Annotated in this window: 8 protein-coding genes and 1 tRNA gene; 6 read left to right on the forward strand and 3 right to left on the reverse strand. The window is 38.6% G+C overall.

Annotation, left to right across the window (positions count from 1 at the left end; genetic code table 11):
• Window positions 1-1,850: T9SS type A sorting domain-containing protein (locus FRX45_RS23000; RefSeq protein WP_152270837.1), on the forward strand; the 1,850-nt coding region annotated here is incomplete at its 5' end.
• A gap of 39 nt (window positions 1,851-1,889) precedes the next feature.
• Here FRX45_RS23000 and FRX45_RS23005 read toward each other — a convergent pair.
• The 3 genes from FRX45_RS23005 to FRX45_RS23015 are packed head-to-tail and all read right to left on the reverse strand — an operon-like array spanning window position 1,890 to window position 4,161.
• On the reverse strand, window positions 1,890-2,483 hold the full coding sequence (locus FRX45_RS23005) for an HAD-IB family hydrolase (protein WP_152270838.1): 594 nt from the start codon (window positions 2,481-2,483) through the stop codon (window positions 1,890-1,892).
• The gene (locus FRX45_RS23010) at window positions 2,480-3,211 is read right to left on the reverse strand and encodes an SDR family oxidoreductase (protein ID WP_152270839.1); all 732 of its coding nucleotides are present in this window, start codon (window positions 3,209-3,211) and stop codon (window positions 2,480-2,482) included. Before FRX45_RS23010 ends, FRX45_RS23005 begins: the two co-directional genes overlap by 4 nt.
• Window positions 3,212-3,264: 53 nt before the next feature.
• Window positions 3,265-4,161, reverse strand: a complete 897-nt coding sequence (locus FRX45_RS23015) for a decaprenyl-phosphate phosphoribosyltransferase (RefSeq protein WP_152270840.1) — start codon at window positions 4,159-4,161, stop codon at window positions 3,265-3,267.
• Between the two features lie 162 nt (window positions 4,162-4,323).
• On the opposite strand from FRX45_RS23015, the gene FRX45_RS23020 reads away from it, so the two are divergent.
• The 5 genes from FRX45_RS23020 to FRX45_RS23035 all read left to right on the forward strand — a co-directional run bounded on the left by FRX45_RS23020 (window position 4,324) and on the right by FRX45_RS23035 (window position 8,182).
• Window positions 4,324-5,952 carry a hypothetical protein gene (locus FRX45_RS23020; RefSeq protein ID WP_152270841.1) on the forward strand — a complete coding sequence of 543 codons (1,629 nt, stop codon included), beginning with the start codon at window positions 4,324-4,326 and terminating at the stop codon, window positions 5,950-5,952.
• Between the two features lie 60 nt (window positions 5,953-6,012).
• Window positions 6,013-6,186, forward strand: a complete 174-nt coding sequence (locus FRX45_RS23425) for a hypothetical protein (protein ID WP_193311826.1) — start codon at window positions 6,013-6,015, stop codon at window positions 6,184-6,186.
• A gap of 138 nt (window positions 6,187-6,324) precedes the next feature.
• Complete coding sequence (locus FRX45_RS23025; protein WP_152270842.1) at window positions 6,325-6,765, forward strand: transketolase C-terminal domain-containing protein; 441 nt, start codon at window positions 6,325-6,327, stop codon at window positions 6,763-6,765.
• Between the two features lie 324 nt (window positions 6,766-7,089).
• Entirely contained in the window at window positions 7,090-7,803 is a 714-nt protein-coding gene (locus FRX45_RS23030; RefSeq protein WP_152270843.1) for a hypothetical protein, read from the forward strand.
• 305 nt (window positions 7,804-8,108) lie between these two features.
• Window positions 8,109-8,182: transfer RNA gene (locus tag FRX45_RS23035), tRNA-Met, on the forward strand.
• The last annotated feature ends 103 nt before the right edge of the window (window positions 8,183-8,285 follow it).

Here is an 8,285-nt window from a genome sequence, read left to right on the forward strand (position 1 = left end):
CTGGTCCTTCGGGTGAAGCGATCATGTCCGCGGGCAGTGCTGTTACTGCAGTAACCGGTCTTACAGAAGGAACCTATACCTTTGAATTAAAGGTTACCGATAATAATGGGGCCACGTCAACTGCTTCGGTTACCATCACAGTAAAGGCAGCGCCGTTACCCCCCGTTGCTAATGCAGGCCGCGCCCAAACCATCACATTGCCTGATAACAGTGTGACCTTAGATGGTAGTGGCTCTTCAGCTTCTGCCGGTAACAACATTGTCAGTTATCACTGGAGTAAAATTGCGGGGCCGGTGGAAAGTACTATCCCAGATGGCGCTGATGCCAGTATAACAATTGCGGAACTTATAGCAGGTACATATAAATTTCAACTAGAGGTAACAGACGACAAGGGTGGAAAAGCCACAGCCACAGTGACAGTAACAGTAAAATCGGCTCCACCACCTCCGGTTGCCGATGCAGGGAATGATCAAACGGTAACATTACCCGTTAATAGCATCAGCTTGGATGGATCTAAATCTGCGGCATTCGGCGGCAGCATTACAAATTATGAATGGAGTAAGGTGTCGGGACCTTCGGGAGGAAATGTCATTAATGCTTTCCAGGCTACATCTGCCGTTAATGGGCTTTCAGAAGGGAAATACCAGTTCAGGTTAACAGTTACAGATAATAGAGGAGTTGTTGCATCTGCCACAGTATTCATAACCGTAAAAGCAGCGCCATTACCCCCGGTAGCCAATGCAGGTAATGCGCAAACAATCACATTGCCGGCTAACAGCGTTACGCTGGATGGAACGCGATCTTCTGCTCCCGCAGGACAAATAAATAGTTATGCATGGAGTAAAATATCAGGTCCTTCAAGTGGGACGATCAAGAATGTCACCAATGCGGTTACTACAGTTGATGAGCTTGTGGCCGGCACATACGTATTTCAACTAAAAATTACGGATAACAATGGTAATTCAGCTATGGCAAGTGTTACTGTTATTGTAAATCTTGCTCCTATTGTTCCGCCTGTGGCAGATGCGGGAACGGATATCTCCGTTCAGCTTCCATTGAGCCATATAACTTTAAATGGAAGCAACTCATATGCGCGCAAAGGTAAAATTGAGAACTATAGATGGGAAAAGATTTCCGGGCCAGGTGCTCTTGTAATTTTAAATTCAAATTCGACAGCTCCGGCAATTCAGAATGTGGAACCGGGTGTATATGTATTCAGACTAACTGTAGAAAATTCGGATGGGGCTACTAACTCAGACGATGTCACAATAACAGTAATAGACGAAGCAATAATACTTCCTCCTCCTGTAGCTGATGCCGGGGAAACAAGAACAATAGCACTTACGAGCGATGATATCTTTTTAGATGGCGGGTTGTCTTACGCTCAATTCGGAACTATTGAAAAATATAGTTGGGTAATGTTATCCGGACCCTCCAATGTTAAAATAGACAATGCTGAGTCAGACTTGGCCCTGGTATCTGGACTGGTAGTTGGCGATTATACATTTGAGTTAACGGTTACAGATAATACGGGAAAAACAGATAAGGCAACAGTGAAAATTATTGTAACCAATGCAGGTGGAAGGCAAGATCTTTCACCTGTAATAAAGGTCTTCCCGAATCCTGTGCATGAAATAGCTTCGATAGAATTACAAGGCCCGGCTAAAGGCAGAACGAGTATAAATGTTTACGATATGAATGGAAAGAAAGTATTTAAAACAGAGTTTGTTAAAGATGATATATATGTTAATCATCAATTGAATGTGTCAGGGTTAGTAAAAGGTGTTTATTTTATCGAGGTCGTAATAGATTACCAATACAAATCTATAATGAAAATTATTAAATTGTAGATAATCACGTTGCTTATCGGGACTGTGGTTAGAAAGGATTTATTTAAAAGGTTTATAATATGCAAAGGCGGCGAGCGATAACATCGGCTTGTCGCCTTTTGTATCACCATATGCCAGTATGGTTTCATATGCATCAAGTTGGAAAAGCGCCTTAATTCTATTTACTTTTTCTATACCATTACAATTCTTACCATCTATGTTACCTGTAATTTTTCCGTCTTTTATTTCGAGCTTTGTGCCAATACATTCAATATGCTTTTGCCTGCACCATCCTGCTATCCAATTCTCTGCGGAAGCAGTTACTATTACAACCGTGGCGTTGTTTTGTTTGTGCTTATTGATTTCCTTCAACGCGTCAGGGCGTATAAGTAGAGGTAATTTTGTTGCAATAAACTCGTCGCATTTACGCTGGAAGTCCTGCAGGGGGGTATCCTTAAAAAAGAAGGCAAGTACCTTTTCTTTTGTAGCGGCGTTTGAAATAATGCGAAGTTTCATTGCTATCAGCCAGGGCGAAAGCTTAGTTAGCCCAACGTATAACGCCCGTTTGCCCTTTTGATATTTAATGATTTCAAATAAAGTATCCTTATAAGTAATGGTACCGTCAAAATCAAAGAAAGCGATGGAGTTTTTCACAATTTCATTTTTTTAAAAATGGGCTCAGGAATTAGCCTGATTACACACATGATCCATCTCCAGAACCATTTTACATATATAATATTTTTCTTTTTTTGAACTGCATTGTATATTGATTTGGCAACATCGTTTGGCTGCGCTGTTAGTAATTTCGGTAAGTTTAAATGCTCAGTCATTTTAGTGTATACAAAGCCGGGTAGTACGGTTACAACATGCACTCCTTTTTCGTGTAATTTATTTCTGAGTCCTGAAAGATAGGCAGTAAACCCGGCTTTGGCGCTTCCATAAATATAGTTGCTTTGCCTTCCCCGTTCGCCTGCTACTGAACTGATGCCAACGATGGAGCCCTTCTTTTGCGATGCATAATCTTTAGCAACGATGTTTAATATACTTACAGCCCCTGTATAATTTGTATGTATTGTTTTTAAAGTCTCATCCTGGTCATCTGCAACCTTTTCATTCTCGTTCATATAACCAAAAACGCATACTGTGACATCGGGCTTAGAGCTTAATGCATCATAAAAGGGCTTGTGGGAGGCAAAATCAATGGCATCAAAATGATGGATGCTGCAATGGATATTATAACGAATGGATAAATCGGCCTGAAGTGGTAACAATTTCAGTGTATCCCTGGAAGCTAATTGTATTGCAAATTTTCTTTCTGCAAATAATCTTGCGATTGCGGTACCTATATCAGATGTAGCTCCAAGAACTAGTAGGGTTGGCATGCGTATAGCGGTTATATTGGTAATGAGAATACAGCAAATTACAATCAAATTTTTTAAAAGTTCAGAATATGAAAAAAACTATTTCTCTTCAGGTAAATAAGAAAATAAAAACTGATCATCCATAGGATAATACATATTTGGATGAATCGGTCCTTATAAAGAATTTTCGTTGGGGATCCGGCATCGGAATGGACATAAATAATTTGTAAATAACGTACTATGCCTGCCATTACAAAAATGCCTGTTAAGTATAACCTACTGGTTTCCTGGCGTTCTATTACCCTGTCGGATACTGTGTACATAAAATACGAAACAATCATCACTGCTGATAGTAAGGCCAGTAATGTATTTAAAAAATCCAGGGTATAGCCTTCCATTGCTTTACGCATGTTTATACCGGATGAAATGGTGAGCAATACATCATCCCTTCTTTTCCCGGCTGCCATAAATAATGCAAGTAGAAAAACCATAATATTCATCCAAATAGTTATATTAACTGCCGCAATTGCTCCGCCTGATCTAACCCTTAATGAAAAACCGATAGCTATAATGAAAATATCAAGAATGGGGATGTTTTTCAGTCCGAATGAGTATGCAACATTTAAAGAAAAATAGATACACAGCAATGAAAAAAAAGGATTACCAATCTTATGTGCAATTAAAAATCCGGTGATAAACAAAATAAATGCAATGGCTAAAGCAATAGTTGTGTTTGCTTTACCGGAAGCAAGGGGGCGATTACGTTTTTGGGGATGCCTTTTATCGCTTTCTATATCAGCATAATCATTAATAATATAAATACTGCTTGCAATGCAGCAAAATCCTATAAATCCTTCCGAAACATTCATTAGTTTAGTGAAATTGAAAATTTCCCCGGAAAAAAAAAGAGGGATAAACAAAAACAGGTTTTTGGCCCAATCTTTTGGGCGTAATAATTTTAAATAAGCCACAATTATATTGAGATTACAGGGTAATAAATATATATAGTAAAATGTATAAAATTAACAAATCAAATAACAAACTTAAAGCCGCGTTATTATTTTCATTTTTAAATTCTATATAATCGCTTTTATTGTTATTTATTGCTTTTTTTTTAAAATTTATCTGAATAAATGAAAACAAATACATTACAGCGATCATTGGAGGTACTAATTATTATAGCATTTGCAATATTCCCATTATTTATAACCTTCCCTTATAGAGCATATCTTTATTTATCATGGGAAGGAGCTTACCGGTTAAGCGAAGGGCAAATGCCTTTCCGGGATTTCGGTCTACCGCTCGGCGGAATGTATTGGGTTATTCCTGCTATTTTCTTTAAAATATTAGGTCCACAGCTTATTACCCTGGTAAAAGCGCAAGTATTTATCAATATCCTTTCCGGTTTAGCAGTACGCTCAATTTTAAAAACGCTATCTGTTTCTCCCTCTATCAGAATTGCAGGCGTTTTTTTGTATTGTCTTTCTTTTTCATTTCAGAATTTTTGGCCCTGGTATAATCATACCGTGATAGTGTATGGTTTCATTGGTGTTGCATTTGTCTTAAAGTCTATTTTTGGTAAAACCAATAGCTTGCAGTGGTTATTTCTGATACTTGGTTCTTTGTTCACTTTTTTTTCATTGTTTACCAAGCAGGATGGTGGAGGCCTAATATTCATCTTATGTTGTTCTTTATTGATATATTGCTGTTGGCTTGAACGAAGATGGTTGCCATTGGGTATATATATTGGAACTGCAGTTTTATTTATTGGTATTGCAGTATTGGTTTTGTATAAATATAATTTTGCATATTGGTTTAATTATGGACAATCTCCACACAATGCCCGTATTTCTTACAGTGATATTACGAATGATTTCCTAAATGGTTCAATCTGGATAAAGTTTTATTTTTTTATAATTCTTTTATTGGTAATGGTGAAGCTTAAAAACCAGACATGGAAGAACCTTTTAAAAGATAAAGAATATATGCTTTTTTTCCTGTTCACGGCAGGTATTTTATGCATGGCTACAATACTGCAAGTAACCAGTTATATACCAAGCATGGGGAATATGTTTTTTCACACTTTTGCCTTTGTTTTTATTTTTCAGCAACTTACTTTCTATTTGAATATTAATATAAAGAAAGGCATTTTTATTGTCTTTTTATTTGTAGGAATATCGTTATGGTGGAGTCAGTTACCCTGGAAATATGTAGAGCGGCTATTTATTGAGAGGAAAAATGAAGGAGTTGTAGCGTTATCAGCGAGCGGTGAAAACCTGGTAGGCATGCATAATTTTATTTTAAGAGAAAAGGACGATGAGGGCAATCAGGGTAATTGGGTAACCTCGGATTTATATAGCTTAAAGAAAATAAAATTACCACAATCCACACTTGACGGGATTAAGCGTCTAATGAGTACAGACATTTTAAAATTGAGGAAAAACCTTAAAGTTTTAAACATGTCCGAACTGACTTTTCTTGCCAAAGAGTTACCTTATTCGTTAGAGAAAAACTCTGCGGCTCCTTTATGGCATCACTTAGGAGTAGGGATGTTTAACAACCAGCTACATATGTATGAAGAACGGATTCGTAATAATTATTACGACCTGGTATTGTTTGAATATATTCCTGAGTTGAATAACTTCTTTCCTTTTGCTGTACGGGATGCTTTAAAAGCATATTATCAGCAAGTAGACGTTTTTGATGCACCAAGAAGTGGAAACCGTCCCGGAACCATCGAAGTATATATAAAGAAGCCATAGATTTCAGGGGCCTATAGCAACTAAAGGGGAAGGTGAACAGTTTATTCTTAAGCTGGCTATATGATCAATCCCGAAATATTATTAAAAGCCTGGAGTCTGATGTGTACGGCAAAAGCCATGGCAGAAACCTGTGAAAAGAACGGACAAAACTGCATTTATGTTCATTCAACCTCACGCGGACATGAAGCCATTGAGTTAGCTACAGCCCTTCAACTATTACCGTTGATTATGTAAGTCCTTATTACCGCGATGACAGCATGTTGCCTGGACTGGGATTTACACCTTTGGAACTGATACGGCGATTGCCCGCTAAAAAGAATGATATATTTAGGGGAGGAAGAACATATTGTGCGCACCCCAATTGCAGAATAAATGATAAGCCTGCTATTATCCATCAAAGCAGCGCCGCGGGGCATGCAGGCAATGCCCGCCACGGAATTGCAAAGGGGGGACTCCGGTATCACTTACGGAATAGGAGTATACTGGGCTAAAGTTGCTGCCCGCCAGTTTCCTGGTCAGGTTGAGATTGTTGATCTTCGTTCCCTTTTCCCTATTGATGATGACTTGGTTTTTACCACAGTGAAGCAACATGGAAAATGTATTGTTCTTTCCGGGAATACCCAAATAGTTCATTCGCTGAAGCATTGTCAGGACGTATATCCCGGCAATGTTTTCAGTGGCCGGATATGGCGGCAGAGGTTATTGGATATCCTAAATCTTCCCGCTGTTCCCCTGAACCTTGTTTTAGCACAGGCTATGATGCCCAATTCAACAAAAGTTGCAGCAGTTATCAACAAAATGTTGCAATCCTGAGTGCAAACATCTTCCTCCCCTTTTTTCATTCATCTTATATAATTACCGTTATTACCCGGTTTGGAACCGATGCTCATATCATTGTAACATATAGTCTTCTTCATTGTTTAATATAGAAGAGGACCCGTAAAAATAAACAGCCGGTTAAAGGAGCCAATTTATTACTGTGGCAGCGTGTATAACAGACACAATTATCGGAATGGTAAATTAATCTAGTATACTTCGTTTACCCCCGGCTTTTTCCCGTTGGTGTATTTTATGTTTTCTCTGCCATGTTTTCTAAGGATTTTTAAATCCGAAACCATTCGTATTAACTGTTGTATTATGAATTATAAACTGCTAAAAGGAGGGCATTTGTCAGACAGGAAATGCCGGGAAATACTTGAACTGTTTTGTGATGATCTTACTGCTACCCAGATAGCTGGCATAAGCGGCGTAAGCAGGGTAACTGTAAATAATTACTTCAGGCTTATTCGTTCAGCAATTGCTTCCTTTTGTGAAGCCAGTCTTTTTTCTGGTCAGCGCTCACTTACACTTAATACGGCGAATAGTGCTGCGGATGTAACATGCGGTCCTGTAAATAATCCTGCATACTACGGGTTTTATATATACAAAGGAAAGGTGTCCACTGCATGGCTTAAGGATATTTGCCAGGCATCAATACTGCAATTACAGGGTAAAGATGATGCCGCGATTAATGGAGGTTCAGTTCCCCTCTTCGAAGGATATCATGCAATAGCTGATTTTAATGACTGGCGTTTGTATTGGCTGGATGCTAATACAGGAATTCCGGCTTTTTCAAATGCCCTGCCAGAAATTACGGGTTTTTGGAAGCATACCAAAAGCCGTTTGCAAAAATTCAGGGGTATGAATAAAAGTACTTTGTACCTGCATATTAAGGAATGTGAGTTCAGGTATAACTTCCGGGATGACGATATCTTTACTGTACTTACCGGGATTATTAATGCTCCGCAGTATTTTAAGAATGAAGCATATGAAAATTACGCGCAGACATACAGGAGTGCCGGCCAATCATAAAATCATAAAGTGTGCTTAAAGCCAGCTCCTTTATCAAAATATTGAAATCACTCCGGGGATTTTTTTCTAAAATTTAACCTTCAACTCATTCCTGGATCATATTAACTAAGTTGAAGGAATAGAAGTTTTCTCATGTTTTGGTAAGCGGGTGATTGTCTAATCACCTGCTTTTTTATACGCTTTTGTTCAGGAAAATCTTAAGAAATACTGATAAATCCCCTATTTTTGCTGCCCGAAATAAAGAGGGAGAATAATTCTACCCTCCGCGAAGAGTGATTCAATTAATGCAGGAAAAGTTTATAACAGGCGGGGTAGCTCAGGCGGTTAGAGCGCAGGATTCATAACCCTGAGGTCTGGGGTTCAACTCCCCATCCCGCTACAAAAGCTCCATACGGGGCTTTTCTGCTATATGAAATACACTGTGTACGTTTTATATTCATCCACATGCGGTAAACATTACACCGGCTACACATCAGATTTAC

It is taken from the genome of Agriterribacter humi (genome assembly GCF_009192765.1).
In the GTDB taxonomy this organism is placed as follows: domain Bacteria; phylum Bacteroidota; class Bacteroidia; order Chitinophagales; family Chitinophagaceae; genus Agriterribacter; species Agriterribacter humi.

What these genes read in the sequence shown, in the direction of transcription:
- FRX45_RS23010 (WP_152270839.1), bottom strand. Translation starts at nt 3,211, where the DNA reads ATGCCAACCCTACTAGTTCTTGGAGCTACATCTGATATAGGTACCGCA.
- FRX45_RS23020 (WP_152270841.1), top strand. Translation starts at nt 4,324, where the DNA reads ATGAAAACAAATACATTACAGCGATCATTGGAGGTACTAATTATTATA.
- FRX45_RS23425 (WP_193311826.1), top strand. Translation starts at nt 6,013, where the DNA reads ATGATCAATCCCGAAATATTATTAAAAGCCTGGAGTCTGATGTGTACG.
- FRX45_RS23025 (WP_152270842.1), top strand. Translation starts at nt 6,325, where the DNA reads ATGATAAGCCTGCTATTATCCATCAAAGCAGCGCCGCGGGGCATGCAG.
- FRX45_RS23030 (WP_152270843.1), top strand. Translation starts at nt 7,090, where the DNA reads ATGAATTATAAACTGCTAAAAGGAGGGCATTTGTCAGACAGGAAATGC.